The following is a 19,959-nucleotide window of genomic DNA, read 5'->3' as shown; positions in this document are numbered from 1 at the left end:
GAGAACCCGCTTTCACGTTTGCATGAAGTTCTCAGCTGAGAACCCGCTTTCACGTTTGCATGAAGTTCTCAGCTGAGAACCCGCTTTCACGTTTGCATGAAGTTCTCAGCTGAGAACCCGCTTTCACGTTTGCATGAAGTTCTCAGCTGAGAACCCGCTTTCACGTCTAGCAAGATTTGAGCCGAATATAGCGCTTTTCCTCGGACATGTACTTAAAGATCGATAGCATTCCGCTTCAGTGCATTCCCCCCTCTTGCTGAATCGGCGTTGTTGGAATAGCAATTTCTTTAGCTGGTACCGTTGGCGAGTCCTAATGGCATGAATGTCCAACGGCAGTGGAAGATTAATTACCGAAGTCCAGCCTTTGAGAGAGGTATCGTCACATTGAGGGCTGAAAACTTAAGTGCCGTTCGGCACTTTGTGTTTTCATTGCATGAACTAGCAGTGATTTCAGACGCATTCAAAACGGTTCTGCGATCAGCTTTAAGGTGATTTAAAAGGTTGGGGGCAGTGGGTGAAGGCGCGTTACTTGTCCTATCCATGAATTCCGCGGGGAAATTCGCTTTGGGTAAAAATCCTATCTCCACTCGCGCACTGAGGCATTCAACGCTGGTCTGTCTTTCCGAATTGTTGCACTTTAAAGCGCGTTAATTAGAGCGGCGATTCTAGTCAGCTGACACGTTAGCGTTTTTAACGTCTGGGGGCATTCTTGAAAATTGAATTACTGCACAAATACAAGTCCATCTCGCCTTTTGAGCCTGTCGATTTACCACCCTTTGCGGTGATCGTGGGTTTGAACGGGACGGGAAAGTCACAACTGCTAGAAGCTATTCAACACCAAATCGTAAATTGTGATTTGTTAGCGGATTCCGATGGACCTCAGGGCACCGAGGGCCACCCGGGGGTGGTGAAGCTAACAAATTCGTCACTTACTCTACATTCAGAAATGTTTGATAGCGCAAACTCTAGGGGCACTAGATTGTCCGAGGAGGTTTTCAATGCGCATCGAAACACAGTATTTCAACGAATTCCCACAGGGTTAGTCAGTACTTTCAAAGGTGTGCTCCCGGGGAACGAGATTCTCTCAGATATATTTGGCTTATCGCGAGAAAAACTATTGTTGGGGGAGGGTGGAACACCTCTCGAAGACCACGTCTTGCGCCAGCGAACTCAGGCGTTAGACCAACTCAATCAATTGCTATCTGAAAGCTTTTTCATTCAAGGACATCAGGCTGCCCAGCAGGCGATAAAGCGTTTCATTTCCCACAATGATACCGAAGCACGTTTAATAACGTACGAGGAGGCCGCAAACTTCGGTTCTTGGGGTGATCATGCTCTGTTCAATGCTCAATTGCCGATGCTATTCGCAGGATATCGCACTCAGCGTAATGCTAACAAGCGATTGAGTGCCCACAAAGATAGACCTGCAAACGCGAACTGGCTGGATCAAGAACAGTTCACCAAAGAGTTTGGAATTCCACCTTGGGATGAGCTCTCCGCGATTATGGCTGCGCTTGGCCTGAACTATCAAATGGCTGCTCCTGGTGAGCGCGACATCGATCCAGTAACGCTGTACTTCGAGAAAATTGACGACCCTCACACTCACGTAAAATTCGCTTCACTCTCAGCTGGGGAAAAGGTTCTCACCATCCTCGCTATAGCATTATTAAACGTACATCCGTTCAGAGCAGCGGTTCAAAGGCCTCAGTTGCTTTTATTGGACGAGATTGATGCATCTCTGCACCCGGGCGTTCTCAATGAATGGATGCGGACAATCCAAGAAAAGGTTGTTGGAGATATGGGGATACCTTGCGTCATGACAACCCATTCACCTATCACAGTCGCCCTCACTCCTGATGGCTCCCTTTTCGAAATGAAACGCAACGATGTTCCGTTGCAGCAAATTGCCAAGCATGAAGCATTAAACAAGTTGACCGTGGGTTTACCGTCCATGGAAGTGGAGTTCACAAAGCGTCGACAGATCTTTGTGGAAGCGGATGTTGATGCTCAGGCATATGATCGGTTGCATACGTTGATGAAAGCTGAGTTACAGCTCTCGTGTTCGCTAAATTTTCTTTCAACCGGAATAGTTAATAAAGCTGGTGTAGAGCAGGGTACCGGCTGCTCGGCGGTCGAAAAGGTTGTTGGACAGTTGGCCGGTTATGGCAATCTCTCGACATTCGGACTGCTCGATTGGGATGGAAGTAGAGAGGACATCGACCGTATACACGTGCTTGGACATAACAGTCATTATGCGTTTGACAACGTAATTCTGAATCCGCTTTTAATTGGGGCGCTTCTTATCAGAAGGAACTCGCCGCCAGCTGAGAACTTACCAAAGTTTGTTGATATTGGAAAATATGACCAATCACTCCTTCAGAATATAGCGAACTCGGTCCAATCCAAAATTGCTTATCCGGCAGGAGCTTCCACTGGCCAAACTCAAACGCATTTTCATTGCGGGATTGAAATTCTTACGCATGAGGCCTTCTGTCTATCCAATGGGCACAAAATTGAAGAAGCAATCAAGGCTGCGTTTCCATCGCTAAAGGCATTCTCACAGAGAGGGAAATTGGCTCTCGCCGTTATCGAAGGTATTATATCTGATTATCCGGGTTTGTGTCCCAAGCCGATTGTCGAAGCGTTTCAGAAACTGGCGAATGCAACCCCGGCACCATAGCAGCACCTTCTCCTTGAAGCACGGAGCAGTACAGTCACCTCTGTCTGCTCCAAGCGTTTCTCGTTTTGCTACAACAGCCGTGACGCCCGTCCGCTGCGCCGCTTGGCATCGTTATAGTAATCGGATGCCTGCTGCACAGAGCGATGGCGCGATTGTTCCATGGCTTCCGGAAGAGGAACACCGCGATTGGCCGCTTCCGTGAGATAGCCGGAGCGCAAACCATGAGCGGAAAACTCCTCCGGCTTAAGCCCTGCCATTTGCGCACGCTGCTTGACGATCCGGTTGATGGCGCTGGGTTCGAGCGCTCGTAGAGAAACATTGCCCCAACGATCGATTTTGCGAAACACACTGCCATTTTCGATCTTTGCCGCTTCCAGCCAGCGGTTAAGGGCTTCGACGGGCCGGCCGGTCAGATAGACGGTTTCATCGTGATCGGTACCACTGGTTTTGGTGCGTCCGAGATGGATGCCGAGCGAGGGGAGGGAGGAACCATCTTCGTCAGCGACAGGCACCTGTTTGACAAGCTGTTCTACGCGCAAGCCGGCGACTTCGCTGCGCCTGCGCCCGCCCGAGGCAAAGGCCACCATCAGGATAGCTCGGTCGCGCAAAGCGGTCAGATCCTCGCCGGAACAGGTCGCGAGCAACTTGCTCAGAATATCGCCGGTAATGGCATTGGCGCTCTTGCGGCTGCGCGGCCGGTTGATGGCGCGCACCGCGAGGCGGATTGCCGATTTGACGGACGGCGATGAAAACGATCCTCCCAGACCGCGCCAGCGGGTCAGCGTCGACCAGTTGGCGAGACGACGACGGACCGTTGCCGGTGCATGCGGCCCGGATACACGCAGAAAGCCTTGTTGGCGTAGTTCATCTTCCACGTCGGCCGGCATGCCGTGACTGGGTTCGATCTCGCGTTGCTCTGGCCGCCACAGATGATGAGCGACAAACTTCAGCACTAGGGCTTCAGGTGCCGGGAAGGGGAGGGGGCTGCCGGTTGCAGCCATTGACCAGGCTTCGAGATAGGCCAGATCCGAAGTCAGCGCGCGCAGGGTGTTTTCGCCCATGCCTTCATTGACCAGATGGCGCAGGGTTTCGATATCCTGATCGGTCAAAATGCCGGCCAGCATGTCGCGGCGGTTCGTCGGTAAGACAGCGGCAATCGTGTCGAGTGTTTCTGCCCGGCTCTGAACATTCAAAGACATGGGGTGCAGTTTTGTCATTGCGTCACGCTTCCTAATTCAAAACTTGCGGAAATTCCGTATATTACGGAAAACGGAAGTTAATCATGACATCCACAGTAACGGCAGCAACTGTTTCGAAGAATTTTGGCGCCTACCAGGACGCCGCTGTGCGCGATCCGATTATCATTACCAAGAACGGTCGTCCACGTACCGTTCTGCTCGCCTACGAGGACTATCTGCGTCTAATGCGGCGCGAGCGCCGCGTGGAATTAACCGCTACGCTGACCGACGATGATCTCTCGGCTGTTGAAGTTGCCTCGATGGAGGCGGGCCTTGAACATCTCGATCGCGAACTGAACGAAAAATAGCATGATTCCAAGTGGGCCCAAGGTTGGTTTGATCTTCAGATACACCTATTTGTGGCACTGGCAGTTCGAGCAGGGACGGGAGGAGGGCGACAAGGATCGCCCTTTACTGGTTATGGCTATCACGACAACACTGGAAGACGGATCTCCAGTCGTCAGGGTTTTGCCGATTACCGATACGCCACCGCAACGGGCTGACGAAGCAATCGAAATTCCCGCCGCTACCAAGCGCCGTCTTGGTCTGGACGATGAGCGCTCCTGGATGGTGCTGAGCGAAAGTAATCGCTTTGTATGGCCGGCCGGGACCGGATCCGCGTCCGGTCGATGGTGAAACAGGCTATTACGGTCCGGTACCACCGGCGCTGTTTGCTGAGATCCGGCAACGTTTTGTCGCGCTCGCTCGCAGTGCCCGTCACCGGCAAACGCATCGCTCTGAATAGGTTTTCGCGCGTCTTTTTCGTCCGTTTAAACAGCTGCTCTTTGCCCGGACATTTACCGATTTGCGGCTTCAAATCGATCACCTCCGATAACCTATACTTATCGGAGGTGATTAACAAGCATGGTTAATGTCGCAGTAACGATACTTACGGGATGATTCAATTTAATGTGGTAGAAATTTATCCGTTATTTCAATCATTAACGGACTTCCAATTCAGTTCGTAGCGCGTAAACCGTAACTGGCCGCTACGCGTCAGAGCGCCTTTGTCGACCATATCCTGCAGATCGCGGGTGGCAGTAGCGCGCGAGGTTTTTGTCATGGCCAGATAATTGTCGGCGCTTAAGCCACCAACAAAACCTTCGGGCCCGGCTTCAAACAACCGCGCCACAACCTTCTTCTGGCGTGGATTGAGTTCACCACGAAACCGATCATAAAAATGCGCTTTGGCGATATAGAAGCGCACCCGGTGCAGGGTGAGCTGTTGCGCTGCCAGCACGGTTTGCCCAAACCAAAGCAGCCATTCTGTCACATCAAGGGTGCGCTGATGCCGTTCCAGTTGTGTGTAATAGGCTTTGCGGTTCTGCTCGATGGCAAAACTGAGCAGGATCAGACTGGGCTGGCCCAGCGATTGTGCGAGTCCTTTTTCGGCCAATGCCCGGCCAAGACGCCCATTGCCGTCTTCAAAGGGGTGAATGCTTTCAAACCAGATATGGCTGAGTGCAGACCTGGTCAGGGCGGGGAGGGAAGATGCGCCATTGGGTGCCGTCTCATTGAACCAGGCAATGAAGCGGTTCATTTCGACCGGCACCTGTTCTGATGGTGGCGCTTCAAAATGAATCGTCGGAAGGTCCAGATTTCCGGAGACGATCTGCATTGCGTCAGTATGCGTTCGATAAGCACCAATGGTTTCAAGATGCCGGTTGGTGAAGGTATCTCTGAAATGAGGATCGACTACGGCCCCGGATATCGCGTTTATTTCATGCGCCGGGGGCCAGTAATAATTGTGCTGCTTTCGGGTGGTGATAAAAGCAGCCAGAAGCAGGATATCGTGCTAGCAAAGTCTATTGCTGCGCAATGGAAGGAGTGATAACGATGGAAGTGCAATTCAGACGATATGACGCGGCGAATTATCTGAAGGACGAGGATGACATTGCAGCCTATCTTCATGCTGTGATGGAAGACGGCGATCCCGGATTGATCGCGGCGGCTCTTGGAGATATAGCCCGCGCCCGCAATCTTAGCCAGCTCGCCCGAGATGTAGGAATGAGCCGTCAAGGGCTGGATAAAGCTTTATCCGGCGATGGTAATCCGAGTCTCGCAACGGTGATGAAGGTCGCCAATTCTCTCGGGCTGCGGTTTTCCCTGCAAACTGCGGGCACATCTGCCGAGCATTAAAGCGGGATGATGGCGTTTCTGCTGGCAAGCAGATTGCAGGTCATTCTCACGTCCAGGGAAACTTATTCGTCAGCTTTAGTGCCGCTGTAGCACCGGTTCATCCCGACTGATACAACCTTGATTGCGCTGGCTGTTTCTTTAGCGACCAGCCTGCTGAAACAGCAGCCTCAATCAGACCACGAACGCCCACAATTGATTGGAATGAACGACCTGACGTGCCCCCGAACTTCTGGAGCATATCTCGCCGCTGGCTGGGTCCACATATTACTGACCGGCAAATATCTCTGGACTAAGGAAGAAGCGGCTTAGAGTGTAATTACGCCCCCAACCTGAGCCAACCCCACTCTAGGCGGCAGAGATTTGGCTACCCGACATGACGTGAATCGGGCACAAGCCGTTCTGGGGAATGTCGCATCACGAACGGTGCCTACATATCGGCTTCGCAAGCTACTGGTACTCATGAGAGTGGTTTGATTTTACTGGCGATAACGATGCCTTGGATTTGCTGCTGGAGGGCTTCACGGCGTTTAGCGATGATAGCCCGGACAGAAACTTCGCGGATTTCATTTACTGGTTCAATGGCGAGAGCATGGCGGAATTTCTGATCGAACAAGCAAACCAAAAGCTATCGCTGCCGAGATCTCAGAAGCAGCAATCAGTGAACCAGAAGCCGCAGCGCTAAGTTTTCAATCACGAACTGTTGCTTCCCCTAGGATGTCCAAGCTTATAAGAGAGTACCGCAATTATAGCCTTGGGCCGTTGCAAGCGTTATTGGGTAGTTTGAATAAGGAACATGCCACTCTGAGGGCTCCCATAATTTCAAAGGGTTAGAATTTAACTAAACGGGACGGAAGTTCGTATTCTTTCAAGGCGAAATGATATCGTCCTGTCTAATGAAACGCAGCACCGTTTTCTATGCTGCTACCAAGTCTTTGACGAGTTGGCTCACCACACCCCTAAGCCACCGGTGCGCCGGATCGTGACGATATCGGACATGCCACGCCATCTCGACCGGGAACGTTCCGAGGTCGACAGGCGCTTCGACCACCTTCAGTCGGGGGTCACGTTCAAGGCTGCGGCAGATCAGCCGCGGCAGTGTCGCGCAGTAGTCGGTGACAGCGACCATTTCAGGGACCGCCAGGAAATGTGTGACGGACACAGCAACCTCGCGCTTGAGGTTTTGCTGCCCTAAAGCCTGGAACAGGCCTGCGCGGATTCGACCAGGCGGCAACACATTGACGTGTTTCAGGCTCTCATAAATGTCCCGCGTCAGGTTCGTTCTCACATCCGGGTGATCGTGACGTACGATACAGGCAAGGCTGTCGTCCATTAGGTGCTGAACCACCAAGTTGTCCGGCGGGTCGATGACCCTTCCCAGCACCATTGCGGTAGTCCCTGACACTACGCCGGTCTCGGCTAGATCATTGCCAAAGGGGGTCATTCGAAGCTTGATCCCGGGGGCTTGCTCGCGCAGCCTGGCCACCAACGCTGGCATCACGACCAGTTCTACATAGCTGTTCGGCGCGATCAGGAAGAGGCGCTCAGCGCTTGCCGGATCGAAATCTTGCTGGTGGACGATCAGATCATCGAGCTGCGCCAACGCCGTCTCGATTGTCGGCGCGATTTCCTCGGCAAGCTGAGTAGGCCTGATACCGTAACGTTCCCGGATGAACAGGGGATCTTTCAGCATGTCGCGAAGGCGGTTCAGCGAATTTGACAGCGCAGGTTGGGTGATGCCGAGACGGCTGGCAGCGCGGGTGACGCTCCGCTCCTCCATGAGCGCCAGGAACACTGGCAAAAGGTTCAGATCGTATTTCATCCAGATATAATCACACGTGAATATCTAAAATCCAACAAGTAAATTTCTCAAATATCTTTCCAGATGACATGATCATTTCATCGAAAGGCCAGCAGCGCTGATCGACAATCCAGGCCGATCCGGCCGCCATCATCAAAGGATAAGACGATGAAAGTTCTTATGGTACTGACTTCGCACGATACGCTCGGCGACACCGGCCGCAAGACCGGATTCTGGCTCGAGGAACTGGCAGCTCCCTATTACGTCTTCAAAGACGCCGGCGCCGAGATCACGCTTGCTTCGCCGAAGGGCGGCCAGCCGCCGCTCGACCCGAAGAGCGACGAACCGATGTTCCAGACCGAGCTGACGGCTCGTTTCAAGGCAGACGCCGACGCTAACGCTCAGCTCGCCCAGACCGTGCGCCTCGACAGCGTCGACCAGAAGGATTTTGACACGGTCTTCTATCCCGGCGGTCATGGGCCAATGTGGGACCTGGCTGAAGACAAGAACTCTATCGCGCTCATCGAATCCTTCATCGCCGCCGGCAAGACCATCGCGCTTGTCTGCCATGCTCCGGGCGTGCTGCGCCATGTCAAGAATGCCGATGGCACCCCCTTTGCGACAGGCCGGTACCTAACTGGCTTCACCAACACCGAAGAAGACGGCGTCGGCCTGACCAAGGTCGTGCCTTTCCTAGTCGAGGACGTGCTCATCGCCCAAGGAGCCGTATTCTCCAAGGTGAAGGACTGGGGCGTTCACACGGTCGTCGATGGCCAACTCATCACCGGGCAGAACCCGGGATCTTCCGCCGAGGCCGCCGAAGCTCTGCTCACAGCCTTGAGCCAGACGCGGGTCCGGGCAACTTGATCACTCAGCATCGCGGGCGGCGGCCGCGGACGGCGGTCGGCCACCCGAAAATCGGATATCGAAATGATCAGCCTCACACCAACGCTCTCGTCTGCGCATGCCCGCCAGATGATCGAGACATCAAAATCAAAGGCGAACGAGTTGAATGTCGCATGCTCGATCGCAGTCATTGGTCCGGACGGCTACCTGTTTTCCTTCGAGCGCCAGGCCGGAGCCATGTCGGGATCCGTTGAACTGGCGATCAACAAAGCGTTCACTGCTCAGATCCTCAACAACGGGACTGACAGACTGAGCGTGTTGGCACAGCCAGGAGCGGAGCTCTTCGGAATTCAGCATTCCCACAATGGTCGCGTCGTCGTGTTCGGGGGAGGCATCCCTACCCAATTCCAGGGGCAGGCGATCGGCGCGATCGGCGTTATCGGTGGTACCGTCGCATAAGACGTGGCCATCGCGGAGGCCGGCGGGGTTTCGCCAAACCAATATTTATGAAGCGATTTGACGCTTTCATCGCGCCACCTGATATAAAACCGTCGCGCATCTTGGGCCGTCGATCCTTCAATCTGGCGAAGGCGAACCGTGAAATTTTGTCATGTCACAAAGCTAAGCAACAGATATGACTGGATAATTTGCAATCTTCCTAAAAAAGTAGCCTGCTCACACAATGCATACGTATGCAGAAAGATGCTCATTATTATGCGATGAAAACGTGCAGCTCATGCGATACATCGAATTGAGGTTACGGCAGGAACTCAAAAGAAATCTGATAAAACAGTTAGTTAGCAAAAATTTATCTGAAATCAAGCGGCTCTGGACATGTGCATAGAATGCAAATAACGTATGCAAAGGAGGAGGGTCGTATTGGTTTTGCTTGCTTCATTATCACGAGAACAACCGGGACAGACAACGGCCCCTGACGAGCATAAAAATTATACTTTGGGAGAGAGAGTATGAAAGCTACCATTGTCACAGCATCTATTGCCTTACTGTGTGCTAGCGCCACAGCAGTTGTTGCGGAAACCAATCCTGACATTATTTCTGATGCCCGGAAGTACGTCGAAAACGCGATCCGCGTCGACGGCCCATGGAACGGACCCGCGTCCTCTCCGCCGGTTGCGTCAGATAAGACGATCACAATCATCTCATGCCATCAGGCATCTAACTGCGCCGTTGACGCAGCCGGTGCCCTGGAAGCTGCGACCAAGGCGGGGTGGAAGGCAACAATTGTTGATGGAAAAGGCGATCCCGCAATCTACAACGCCGCCATACGCACTGCTGTGAACTCCGGAACGGACGGAATACTGACAATTGCCATTGCACCCCAGCTTATCCGGGATGGCTTAAGATATGCCCACGAACGCGGAATCCCCGTCGTCAACGGCGCGGAAATCGCGTCAAAAGATGATCTTTTCGCTGCCAGCGTCGATCGGGAATTTGCAGCACAGGGCGAACAGCTCGGAAAGTGGATGATCGCCGACAGCGGTGGGAAGGCGAAAGCAGTACTGCTGCGCGCTGACGAATTTCAGGCAGTGGTTATCCGCCAGACCAACGTCCGGAAAGCACTGGACGCCTGTGCAGACTGCAAAGTTCTGGATTCGGTAAATCTGACTGTCGCCCAGGGGGCCAATCCCTCTTACATCCAGCAGCTCGTTCAAAGTCTGACGGCACGATTCAGCGATGACCTCAACTACATTGTTGCCCCCTACGGGACAATTGACGGACTTGTCGTTCCTGCGTTGAGAGCTGCCGGGCGAAGCGACGTCAAAGTCGTTGGCTATGACGGCAATGCGCAACAGGTTCAGCTGTGCCGCTCGGGTCAGGTCGGAGCTGTCGCAGTCACGATGCTGTCATGGGCCGGGTGGGCTGGTGTTGATCAGCTGAACCGCGTCTTTAATAAGTCTGAACCGCAGCCGCAGAATATTCCTGCCTTTCTTGCAGTCCGGGAAACCTGCAAAGAGGGCCTCGCGGAGCAGGCATACAGCCTGGATTTTCGCGACCACTACCTGCAGATCTGGGGCAAAAAATGATGAGGCCCGCGACCGGCGCTGTGGGTGCGCTCCTGCATGCTCAGAACGTTAGTAAGTCTTTCGGGGCGACACAGGCATTGAGCGCGTTTTCGATGTCAGTGATGCCAGGAGAAATCCACGCTCTCATCGGCGAAAACGGTGCTGGAAAATCCACGTTTATCAAAATTCTCGCGGGAATCTACCAGCCGGATGCAGGCACCCTCCGGTTTGCTCCCAAAGAGACCGAACGCGCCGATATTGCCTTCATTCATCAGGATCTCGGACTGATATCCTCTATGACTGTCGCTGAGAATATTGTTCTGGGCGCCGGCTATCCCAAAAGGCATGGCCTTATAAACTGGAGTACTGCCAGCAGAACAGCGGAAACCAGCCTGCGACAGCTGGGCGTTGAACTTGACCCGCGCAGAGAGGTTGCCGATCTCAGCGTCGCTGAACGAGCCCTTGTCGCCATCGCGCGGGCGCTTACGCGTAACGCCCGCTTACTTGTTCTCGACGAACCCACTGCAACTCTGCCCGGCCGCGACGTCGATCTTCTGTTCAAAGTGCTGCGCCATCTCAGCGCGCACGGAATCGGAATGATTTATGTCAGCCATCGGCTGCGAGAAGTCCTTGCGATCGCCAGCCAGGTTACTGTGGTTCGTGATGGTTTGTGTCATCATTCAGGACCTACGGCGGGTATGTCCGAAGCGGACCTTATCTCGCTGATGTCAGCCAGAAGTGACCAGGTGATCGAAGAGCGGAATTTCAGTCCGGACGGTTCACCACCAGTTCTCACCTTGCGGAACATCACATCTGATGGTGGACTACGTGGTGTTGATCTTCATGTTAACCGTGGGGAAATTGTTGGGTGTGTCGGACTGCGAGGTGCGGGTCAGGAAGAGCTTTCAAAAGCGCTATTCGGACTTTCGGGGCCCAGGGGCCGGATTGAGTTTGACGGCAGAGCTTATCGTCCCGTCTCCCCCGCCTCATCCATGAAGCAGGGCATTGTTCTCGTGAGTGGCGATCGTACACTTACCACGGCGGGAACCATGAACCTCACGGAGAACCTGTTTCTTAACCCCCGGACATCCTCCCTGCCTAGCTTTTTGCGCTCGCGGCGGCGGGAAAAAGAAACAGCGAATGACGTGATACAGAAATATGGGGTGAAACCTGCTGACCCGGATGCATTCATATCGGATTTGTCCGGCGGGAATGCCCAGAAACTGGTTGTTGCACGGGGTTTCGATGCCGGCCCTAAACTGGTCATCCTCGACGAACCAACGGCCGGTGTGGATATGCCGACTCGCAGCGCCCTTTATTCCCTTATGCGCCGTAAGGCCAGGGAAGAAGGCGTAAGCTTTCTTCTTACCTCGTCAGATCACGATGAGGTGGCCGCAGTCTGCGACCGAATATACGTGTTCGCCAATGGAAAGATCGGGCGAGAGCTCGAATGCGGACCGTTCGATCCCGAAACGCTGGCTCAGCTTACCCACGAGGTTGCCCGATGACATCTGTTCCACTTAATACAAAACAAAACGCTCAGACGACCATCAAAACACTGGAAGTGTTTCTCGCTCGTTATGGCCTGGTTCTCATCGTTCTGGCGCTGCTTGGTACTTTCGCGGTGTTGCGTCCTGATACCTATCTTACAGTCCGCAATCTACTGTCGATCGCAAGCTCGCAGGCAATTGTCGCATTGCTCTCACTCGCTATCCTGGGTGTGCTCATCGTCGGGGAGTTCGACCTTTCCTTTGCAGCGCTGATGGGCCTTTGTCAGGTCCTGATCATCGGAATCGTGTCACAGGCGACGTTGCCGTGGGCAACGATTGCAGCTGGCCTCATCCTTGTCGGCTGTGCAGTCGGGCTCTTTAATGCGTTTCTCATCCGCAAACTGTATGTCAGTTCATTTGTGGCGACCATGGGTCTGGCCACTATCCTTGGCGGTATCGGCATGGGCTATTCCGGGGGCGCCATTCTCACCGGAAATCTGCCGGATTCCTTTTATTCATTTGGTCAGGGAAGCCTGCTGGGGATAGATTTCCCGGTCTGGTATGTCGTTATTGTAGCGATCGCCCTTTACATTCTTTTTGAGCACACTGTCGTTGGACGGCATATGCGTGCTGTTGGTGACAACCGCGCGGCGGCGCGCCTGATCGGCATCAACATTTCCAGAGTCGTTGCAATTGCCTTTGTGCTGGCAGGCGGGATTTCTGCGTTTGCAGCAGTCGTGAGTGGAAGTCAGCTTGGCTCCGGACAGCCAATGATCGCGATGGGGTATCTGCTCCCGGCCTATGCCGGAGCATTTCTTGGCCTGACAACGATTACACCAGGCAGGTTCAATGTCTGGGGCACTTTGGTTGGTGTTTTTCTGCTGGGCGCCGGCGTCAGTGGGTTACAGCAGCTCGGTTTTGCTCCATGGGTTCAGGATCTATTCAACGGCGCGATGCTGCTGATTGCGGTGTCGCTGTCCGGTTTTCTCAACAAAAGCCACAGGCGCAGAGCACTGTAACCCCGACAGCTAATCCGCAAGAGAGTGTTAATTTATGTCAAAGAAAATTCATCCGACCCGAATTACGGGTTATGCGGATCGTCTTAGCGCACGCGCGGGCGAAGAACTTACATTCTATGTTAGCACTGCCGAAAGCGCATTCAAAGCCGAGGTATGGCGAATTCAGAGTATTGATGACCGGGAGGGCGCTCCCGGGCGAAAACTCCACCCGGTTGATGCCCGGATAGCGGCCGATTATCCCGGACGGCACCAGAAATCGAAAATTGGCTCATTCCTCACCTTTGAGGACACAGCTGGCAGGCTGGCGCAGGAAAGCAGCACAATCTGCTTTTCGTTCCTGCCGACATTCGTGCAAAGTGACGTGCCCCAGACGCTGTTGTCTGTCGAAGCCGTTGAAGAGCTTGCGCTCCGTCTGCATCATGCCAAACTTCAGCTGGTTCTGAATGGCACCGTTGTCCAGGAAATTGACACCGACATTGAAAACCACCGCTGGTATACGGTCGTTTTGCGCGTTGAGGCAAGTCTGATCAAACTTTACCTTGGCGGCCATTCGCGAATAGGTTATTCACGACAGACTATAGTCCGGAGCTATTCCCATACTGAGCGCGTGTTCAAATCAAAAGCTCATCGCTCCGTCACGGTTGCTGCCACACAGACGCTGGCAGGCGTGAAAAACCATTTTACCGGGAAAATCGCGGAACTGGTTTTTGCAACCGGGAAAGTTAACGAAGGGCTGGCGGACCGTATTTGTCAGGGAGAATCTGCTAAAAATGCGCTTGGGACTGCCGTGTGGGCGGCATGGGCCTGGGGAGCCAGGCCGGCATCCTTTACGATATCATGCCTGATTGAAGGCGGGCCGCCCGCGAGGCTTGTGAACGCGCCCATGCGTGCTGTCACCGGGCCGCGCTGGAGCGGACGATATCATCACTACCGTCTGGCTGAAGATGAGTATGATGCAATTCACTTTCGTGCTGATATGGTTGTCGGTGGTGACTGGCAAAAGAGCCTTGTACTTCCGGTCGCTAAAGAGTGGGCGAGCGGTGTTTATGCACTGCGCGTGAGGGACAATGAGTCTGAAGACTGGATTCCGTTTTATGTGCGTCCCGCACTCGACGGTGCGAAAGCGAAAATAGCTTTTCTGGCACCTACAAATACATATCTCGCATATGGAAATGAAACCAATTCGCTCAGCGAGATTGGCGTCGCTGAGTTATCGCTCATGAAAAATGATGCAGTCGAGCCTCAGGCAGCAGATGAGTATGTCGCAGCCCATCCTGAGCTTGGTCTGTCGATCTACGATAATCATCTCGATGGCTTTGGTGTTGCTTATGCATCGCGACTGCGTCCGCTTCTCAACTTCCGTCCGTTTCACCGTAACTGGCTTAACAGTTCTTACCGCCATTTTGCGGCGGACTTTTATTTACTGGACTGGATGACTGAGCTTGGCTTCGAATATGATGTCCTGACCGACGAGGATCTTCATCTTGAAGGCCGTCAGGCGCTGGAAGATTATAACGTTGTTCTGACGGGATCACATCCGGAATATGTTTCTGAACGGATGCTGGATGCTGTCCAGGAATATATTTCTGATGGTGGAAATCTGATGTACCTCGGCGGCAACGGATTCTACTGGACAACGACCTTCCATCCGGAGGACAGCGCGTTGATCGAAGTGCGTCGGGGCAACACTGGCGCGCGCAACTGGACGTCACCTCCGGGCGAAACGGTACATGCTTTCAGTGGTGAGATGGGCGGTATATGGCGTGTCAAAGGGCGCAGCCCGCATCGACTTACAGGAATTGGTATGGGTGCCGTAGGCTGGGGTCGAGCGTCACCCTACCGGATCGCCGATTCCGCGCGTTCCGGTCCGCGCTCCTGGATTTTTGAAGGGGTTTCCGACATGATCATCGGAGAAGAGGGCCTCATGCTGGGTGGTGCAGCGGGCGATGAAATAGATCATACTGACATTTTACAGGGAACGCCGGTTCAGACGGAGGTGCTTGCCTCTTCGATCGGGCACAGCGATTACTTTCAGCCTGTCATTGAGGATTACACAAATATGTTGCCAATGCAGGGCGGTTCGACGAATCCGCTGGTACGGGCCGATCTCACCTGGCTTGACACGCCGGATGGGGGCTCGGTCTTTTCGGTCGGTTCAATTTGCTGGATTGGATGTTTGCCAGTCGGGAATTATAAAAACGGGGTCTCAAAAATTACTGAAAATGTTCTTCGGCGGATGTCCGGAATATCGGTTTAAAGCAGCTCCTTCTGCTGGCGTGTCATGCCGTCAGGGATCCGTGCGGTTCCCCGTATGACAAACTCTCCGGCCACAGTGATCCGCCGGGGAGATTGCGACGGATCCCGTACGAAATCGCTGATTATACCGATTGTCAGATCTACCATTGGTGCAACTGGCTGGGCATAAGTAGTAAGATCATAGCAGGGGAGTCGTGCCTGTGCCATGTCGTCGAAACCAATGATCGAAAGATCATTCGGTATATTCAGTCCAAATTCGTAGCGCGCGACGTCAAGGCAGATAATTGCGGTTGAATCATTGGCGCAGAATATGGCGTCAGGGCGATCTTTTCTCTTCATCAGGGTCCGCATCGCTGACGCTGTTGTGTGGATATTATAATCCCCTTGCGCTCGCAGGGGGGTAGGCAGACCGGCATTTAAAACTGCGCGCGTAAAACCGCGCTCCCGATCGTAACTCCCAACGGAATGCTCGTGTCCAGCCATGAAGGCCAAGCGGCGGTGTCCGCCGCGAACGAGAAAATTTCCTATTGTTTCGCCGGCCCGCTCGTTCTCACCGAGTACAACAGAAACGTTCGTATCCTGGAGTGATGGGTTGAACATTATTATAGGAACACCCACCAGCTGGCACTCACTGGCTTGTAATGGAGTCAGACCTGTGGAACCCAGGATTACCGCTTCAACCTGATACTGTAACACTTGCTCCAGCAAAAACGGCGAACTAGAACCATGAGGCGCAGTAAACAACAGCACCTGATAACCCTGATCCTGCAACCTTTGTGTGAGCGTCTCGATCAGTTCCGCATTGTAAGGATTGTGCATAGGTGCGATTGTTACGGCCACTAGACCAGAGCGGCGTCTTATCAGTGAACGGGCAATCGCGTTTGGTCTGTAACCCAGTTCGTTTGCGGCTTTCATCACCCGTTTGCGTAACTCAGAAGATACGCTTGCACCTTCAGTAAAAACGCGGCTCACGGCTGACTGGGACGTCCCGGCGCGAGAGGCGACATCATTTGCTGTCGGCCGTTTCTTTACGATGTTGGTCTGACCAGCCAAGAATGTTACTCTCGTTTACATGTTTCGCAATTAAGTAAACTGCGTTTACCAGTTGGATATCGTGCCGTCGACCGCTTATGATAAGGATGATCTCAAAACATGCCAAGATGTTTTAGGTCTCTTTCCCCCCCTGATTTCTGCCAATCATTCCAAATGACTACGGTCTCACCGCGTAGTGAAGCGAGTAATGGGTACCCCCGGCAAATTGCCGGGGTTTTCTGCATTCGGGGATAGGATTACTTGCGCTTTGCAACTGGCACGTAATCGCGTTCTGGAGCACCAGTATAGAGCTGGCGCGGACGACCGATCTTCTGCTGTGGATCTTCGATCATTTCCTTCCACTGAGCGACCCAGCCGACGGTGCGGGCGAGGGCGAACAGAACCGTAAACATTTCGGTTGGGAAGCCGAGAGCCTTCAGCGTGATGCCGGAGTAGAAGTCGATGTTTGGATAGAGCTTCTTTTCGATGAAATATTCATCGGTCAGAGCGATCTTTTCGAGTTCCAGAGCAACGTCGAGAAGCGGATCGTCCTTGATGCCGAGTTCGCCGAGAACTTCATGGCAGGTCTTCTGCATGATCTTGGCGCGCGGATCGTAGTTCTTGTAAACGCGATGGCCGAAGCCCATCAGACGGAACGGATCGTTCTTGTCCTTGGCGCGTGCAATGAATTCTGGAATGCGGTCAACAGAACCGATTTCAGCCAGCATGTTGAGCGCTGCTTCATTTGCGCCGCCATGTGCAGGGCCCCAGAGGCAGGCAACGCCAGCAGCGATACATGCAAATGGGTTTGCGCCTGACGAACCAGCGAGACGAACAGTCGATGTCGAAGCGTTCTGTTCGTGGTCAGCGTGCAGAATGAAGATGCGGTCCATGGCGCGTGCCAGAACCGGATTGACCTTGTAATCTTCGCAAGGAACGCCAAAGCACATGTGCAGGAAGTTCGACGCGAAATCGAGGTCGTTCTTCGGATACATGAATGGCTGGCCGATGTGGTACTTATAGGCCATTGCAGCGAGCGTAGGCAGCTTGGCGATCAGACGGATCGAAGCAACCATGCGCTGATGCGGATCAGTGATGTCGGTCGAGTCGTGATAGAATGCTGACATTGCGCCGACGCAGCCGACGATGACAGCCATTGGATGCGCGTCACGACGGAAGCCGGTGAAGAACTTCGTCATCTGCTCGTGGATCATCGTGTGACGGGTCACGCGGTAATCGAAATCGGCCTTCTGGGTTGCTGTAGGCAGTTCACCGTAAAGCAGCAGGTAGCAGGTTTCGAGGAAGTCGCCATGTTCAGCAAGCTGATCAATCGGATAGCCACGATACAGCAGCACGCCTTCATCGCCGTCGATATAGGTGATCTTGGATTCGCAAGAAGCGGTCGAAGTGAAACCTGGATCGTAAGTGAAAGCGTGGGCGTTCTTATAAAGTGGACCGATGTCGACGACGTCCGGCCCGACAGTGCCTTGTCGTACAGGCAGGTCGAACGTTTTGCCGTAGAGGGTAAAGCTAGCTGTCTTATCTGACACCGTGTTTCCTTCTTATTCACTCGGAGATTAAAAGGCGTTGAGCCCAGGCAATCCTCGTCAAATTCGGGCAGAACCGCGGGTCAATTTCCTTGTTTGCTTCCTGGATATTCAGATGAATTGATCTTACTGATCGACTGATGATAGCAGTCGCAGGCGATTCCTTATCAATTAGAGGTAGCTTTTGCAAACTTCTCATTGAAAATCATGGGTTATATTGTCTGCATTTTCAGACTGATCTCGGAGTTATCGGCATAAGCCTCCCAGATTCATAAAATAATTCCATGTGAGTTTGGCCCAATCTCGTAGTACCTGACCGACCGAAAGAAAAGCAAAGATGACGACCGTTTGAAACCGCCATTGTCAGAGTGTGACTTTCCTGAATTCAGCCGGCAGAAGACGTACTGACGTTCAGTGGACCGCAGTATGTTGTGGTCGTGATGCCCAGTCGCTGTAATCCGCGCTGGACGTCTTGGCAATCCATGAACAAAGACCAGAGCGACCCTGTTCGGTAGTTTTCAATCATCGCGATGATAGGTCCCTGATTAATTGCGAGATGTGTTTTCGCTTCCCAGCTTCCATCCGGCCGAAATGCGTCTACGAACCCAAAATCCTTGAAAAGAGCACCGCCCTTATAGCCCAAAAAAGCGCGCAGTGCTTGTCCGGCTTCGGCAGGCAGAAAAGGAAAGCTGGACAAAGCGGCGGTCGGGGCGAGTATCCCGCTATCGGTTGCTGGACAATTCACGGAATACCCTGAAGGCGTATCACAGGCTGTTAAGCCCCAACCGTGCTGACCATATCCCGTGTATCGGTTTGGGTTATGCAGGCAATGCAGGTAATTTATCTGACTATGGGCCCGAGCCTGCTGTTCATAGTTCATATTGGAATCAACAAGACCACGCGGATCCAGGCAGCAAAACGAATATTGTGAGAGAAACAGCGGCCCGCCAAACGGCACACCAACGGGTAAAACTGTGTTGTAATACTGCTGGCCATTGAGAAAATTTCCCTCATTGGTCCATCCGGAATGAAATGCTTCGGCAGGAATTTCAAAGTTTTTCGATCCTGCAGCAAGAATGTAGACGATCAAAGCCTCATTCCACCCGGTAATCGGCATATTCATCTTCCATCCGTACTTTGGGCTCCAATGCCAGTACAGTGAGGGACGTTTGCGAGAGCGGACATACCAGTTCCACTCCACGCTGTCGCAGAGAGAGGTGATCATGGTGCGGATTTGACGTTCTGCAGGATCATCATTTGTGAAGAAAGAGCGTGAGCAGATCAGGCCTTGGAGCAGGAGCCCTGTTTCGACAAGATCGCCACCATCGTCGTAGCGCGAAAACGAGCGTACATTAAGCGATCTGTGTGCTACAAAATGAGGAAAAGCACCGTGAAACCGGTCGATTTTCTGCAGCGATCTGAGCATTTGTAGTGTTCTTGCAACAGCGTCTGACCGGGTTATCCAGCCCTTGGAAATCGCAACAAGGATTGCGAGGAATCCAAATCCACATCCTCCCAGCGATATGATGCCATTCGGTGACGAACCGTTGAGGCGCAGGCGGTCATAAGCAAGTCCGCTCGAAGGATCACTGGCATCCAGAAAATATCGGACTGATCGGCGCTGTACGACGTCGAGAAGCTGTTCTGTGCTCAGGTTTGCTGCGTGTTGCAGGCAGAAATGTTTCGGGCCGGGTTCGCCTTGGCGATCCCGTGTGAGGTCATCGGTCAACAAGAATCAGGGCCCTGCAGCAAGTCGGTCTGAGCGCCTAACAACAGCATGAACAAGTCTCCATTATGGCTGCGCCAGAATCGAAACAAGAAATCTCACGAGTGATTCCGGAAACAGGGTTTCTCCAGTCGCTGACCATTCGTGTAGGAAATTTCCGGGCG

16 protein-coding genes and 2 pseudogenes are annotated in these 19,959 nt (G+C 53.2%); 12 read left to right on the top strand and 6 right to left on the bottom strand.

The window, feature by feature from the left end; all coding sequences use genetic code 11:
* Positions 1 to 709 precede the first annotated feature (709 nt).
* The gene (locus tag QSJ70_RS25670) at positions 710 to 2,680 is read left to right on the top strand and encodes an AAA family ATPase (protein WP_285540853.1); all 1,971 of its coding nucleotides are present in this window, start codon (positions 710 to 712) and stop codon (positions 2,678 to 2,680) included.
* A 68-nt stretch (positions 2,681 to 2,748) separates the two neighbouring features.
* Here QSJ70_RS25670 and QSJ70_RS25665 read toward each other — a convergent pair whose 3' ends face one another.
* A complete protein-coding gene (locus tag QSJ70_RS25665) occupies positions 2,749 to 3,879 on the bottom strand; it encodes a site-specific integrase (RefSeq protein WP_502871724.1) in 1,131 nt (376 codons plus the stop codon).
* Between the two features lie 83 nt (positions 3,880 to 3,962).
* Between QSJ70_RS25665 and QSJ70_RS25660 the strand changes: the two genes are divergently transcribed.
* Both QSJ70_RS25660 and QSJ70_RS25655 read left to right on the top strand, forming a co-directional pair.
* A complete protein-coding gene (locus QSJ70_RS25660) occupies positions 3,963 to 4,226 on the top strand; it encodes a type II toxin-antitoxin system Phd/YefM family antitoxin (protein WP_285540849.1) in 264 nt (87 codons plus the stop codon).
* Between the two features lies 1 nt (position 4,227).
* Positions 4,228 to 4,663, top strand: a pseudogene (locus tag QSJ70_RS25655) (plasmid maintenance toxin (PemK-like)).
* A 189-nt stretch (positions 4,664 to 4,852) separates the two neighbouring features.
* On the opposite strand, the pseudogene QSJ70_RS25650 reads toward QSJ70_RS25655, so the two are convergent.
* Positions 4,853 to 5,584: pseudogene (locus tag QSJ70_RS25650) on the bottom strand (Fic family protein); the annotation flags it as partial.
* Between QSJ70_RS25650 and QSJ70_RS25645 the strand changes: the two are divergent.
* The 3 genes from QSJ70_RS25645 to QSJ70_RS25635 all read left to right on the top strand — a co-directional run bounded on the left by QSJ70_RS25645 (position 5,546) and on the right by QSJ70_RS25635 (position 6,739).
* Positions 5,546 to 5,749 (top strand): type II toxin-antitoxin system RelE/ParE family toxin, encoded by a 204-nt coding sequence (locus QSJ70_RS25645; protein ID WP_285540878.1) that lies wholly within the window; start codon positions 5,546 to 5,548, stop codon positions 5,747 to 5,749. The pseudogene QSJ70_RS25650 and the gene QSJ70_RS25645 sit on opposite strands and share 39 nt — an antisense overlap.
* Positions 5,750 to 5,754: 5 nt before the next feature.
* A complete protein-coding gene (locus QSJ70_RS25640; protein WP_285540847.1) occupies positions 5,755 to 6,057 on the top strand; it encodes an addiction module antidote protein in 303 nt (100 codons plus the stop codon).
* 496 nt (positions 6,058 to 6,553) lie between these two features.
* Positions 6,554 to 6,739: a hypothetical protein gene (locus tag QSJ70_RS25635; RefSeq protein WP_285540845.1), complete on the top strand. Its 186-nt coding sequence runs from the start codon at positions 6,554 to 6,556 to the stop codon at positions 6,737 to 6,739.
* A 231-nt stretch (positions 6,740 to 6,970) separates the two neighbouring features.
* Here QSJ70_RS25635 and QSJ70_RS25630 read toward each other — a convergent pair whose 3' ends face one another.
* Positions 6,971 to 7,876 carry a LysR family transcriptional regulator gene (locus QSJ70_RS25630; protein WP_285540843.1) on the bottom strand — a complete coding sequence of 302 codons (906 nt, stop codon included), beginning with the start codon at positions 7,874 to 7,876 and terminating at the stop codon, positions 6,971 to 6,973.
* A gap of 147 nt (positions 7,877 to 8,023) precedes the next feature.
* On the opposite strand from QSJ70_RS25630, the gene QSJ70_RS25625 reads away from it, so the two are divergent.
* The 6 genes from QSJ70_RS25625 (at position 8,024) to QSJ70_RS25600 (ending at position 15,491) form a co-directional block, all read left to right on the top strand.
* Positions 8,024 to 8,722 carry a type 1 glutamine amidotransferase domain-containing protein gene (locus QSJ70_RS25625; protein WP_285540842.1) on the top strand — a complete coding sequence of 233 codons (699 nt, stop codon included), beginning with the start codon at positions 8,024 to 8,026 and terminating at the stop codon, positions 8,720 to 8,722.
* 63 nt (positions 8,723 to 8,785) lie between these two features.
* A complete protein-coding gene (locus tag QSJ70_RS25620; protein ID WP_285540840.1) occupies positions 8,786 to 9,160 on the top strand; it encodes a GlcG/HbpS family heme-binding protein in 375 nt (124 codons plus the stop codon).
* Positions 9,161 to 9,669: 509 nt separating this feature from the next.
* Positions 9,670 to 10,746: a substrate-binding domain-containing protein gene (locus QSJ70_RS25615; RefSeq protein WP_285540838.1), complete on the top strand. Its 1,077-nt coding sequence runs from the start codon at positions 9,670 to 9,672 to the stop codon at positions 10,744 to 10,746.
* Entirely contained in the window at positions 10,743 to 12,233 is a 1,491-nt protein-coding gene (locus tag QSJ70_RS25610; protein ID WP_285540836.1) for a sugar ABC transporter ATP-binding protein, read from the top strand. Before QSJ70_RS25615 ends, QSJ70_RS25610 begins: the two co-directional genes overlap by 4 nt.
* Positions 12,230 to 13,234, top strand: a complete 1,005-nt coding sequence (locus QSJ70_RS25605) for an ABC transporter permease (protein WP_285540834.1) — start codon at positions 12,230 to 12,232, stop codon at positions 13,232 to 13,234. The genes QSJ70_RS25610 and QSJ70_RS25605 overlap by 4 nt, the downstream gene beginning before the upstream one ends.
* A gap of 34 nt (positions 13,235 to 13,268) precedes the next feature.
* Complete coding sequence (locus tag QSJ70_RS25600; protein WP_285540832.1) at positions 13,269 to 15,491, top strand: N,N-dimethylformamidase beta subunit family domain-containing protein; 2,223 nt, start codon at positions 13,269 to 13,271, stop codon at positions 15,489 to 15,491.
* Here QSJ70_RS25600 and QSJ70_RS25595 read toward each other — a convergent pair.
* From QSJ70_RS25595 to QSJ70_RS25585, 3 genes are all read right to left on the bottom strand, one after another.
* Positions 15,488 to 16,543 (bottom strand): LacI family DNA-binding transcriptional regulator, encoded by a 1,056-nt coding sequence (locus QSJ70_RS25595; RefSeq protein WP_285540829.1) that lies wholly within the window; start codon positions 16,541 to 16,543, stop codon positions 15,488 to 15,490. The genes QSJ70_RS25600 and QSJ70_RS25595 overlap by 4 nt on opposite strands.
* A 236-nt stretch (positions 16,544 to 16,779) precedes the next feature.
* Positions 16,780 to 18,072, bottom strand: coding sequence for a citrate synthase (gene gltA, locus QSJ70_RS25590; RefSeq protein ID WP_285540827.1), 1,293 nt, complete (start codon positions 18,070 to 18,072; stop codon positions 16,780 to 16,782).
* A 382-nt stretch (positions 18,073 to 18,454) separates the two neighbouring features.
* Positions 18,455 to 19,798 carry a glucoamylase family protein gene (locus tag QSJ70_RS25585; protein ID WP_285540825.1) on the bottom strand — a complete coding sequence of 448 codons (1,344 nt, stop codon included), beginning with the start codon at positions 19,796 to 19,798 and terminating at the stop codon, positions 18,455 to 18,457.
* Positions 19,799 to 19,959 lie beyond the last annotated feature (161 nt).

This window comes from Brucella sp. NBRC 12950, assembly GCF_030268145.1.
Classification (GTDB): Bacteria; Pseudomonadota; Alphaproteobacteria; order Rhizobiales; family Rhizobiaceae; genus Brucella.
Note: the sequence above shows the minus strand (reverse complement) of the source record. Positions and strands in the feature narration are given on the sequence as shown.